General features: G+C 52.8%; 1 protein-coding gene. It reads left to right on the top strand.

Annotation, left to right across the window (positions count from 1 at the left end; genetic code table 11):
* A partial coding sequence (locus ACYQ2M_RS25300; RefSeq protein WP_459919178.1) for an IS1634 family transposase occupies positions 1 to 436 on the top strand: 436 nt, incomplete at both ends.

Here is a 436-nt window from a genome sequence, read left to right as displayed (position 1 = left end):
TGAGCAGGTACCTCAAAGAACTGAAGTCCGGCAAACTGGCAGTGGATAAAGCCAAGGTCAGGAAGGCGGAAAAGCTTGATGGCAAATATCTGCTGAGCACCAGTGACAAGAGTCTGTCTGCCGAAGATGTTGCCTTGGGGTATAAACAGCTCATGGAAGTTGAGCGGGCCTTCCGGACCCTGAAGTCAACCCTGTCCCTCAGGCCGGTGTCCCACACCCGGTCTGACCGCATCCGCTCCCATGTTATGCTTTGCTGGCTGGCCCTGCTCCTGGTGCGGATCACAGAGCTGGAGACCGGCATGACCTGGCCGAAGGCCCGGGCCGAGCTGGAACGTCTTCATTTAGGAGAATTTTTGCATAAAGATGGGCGTATACTACAATACACTGAACCGACTCAGGCTCAGCGCAAGATCTTGAAAAAATTAAAAATATCTAT

Source organism: Desulfocicer niacini (assembly GCF_054657595.1).
The sequence above is the reverse complement of the archived record's forward strand: the minus strand, read 5'-3'. Positions and strand labels throughout refer to the sequence as shown.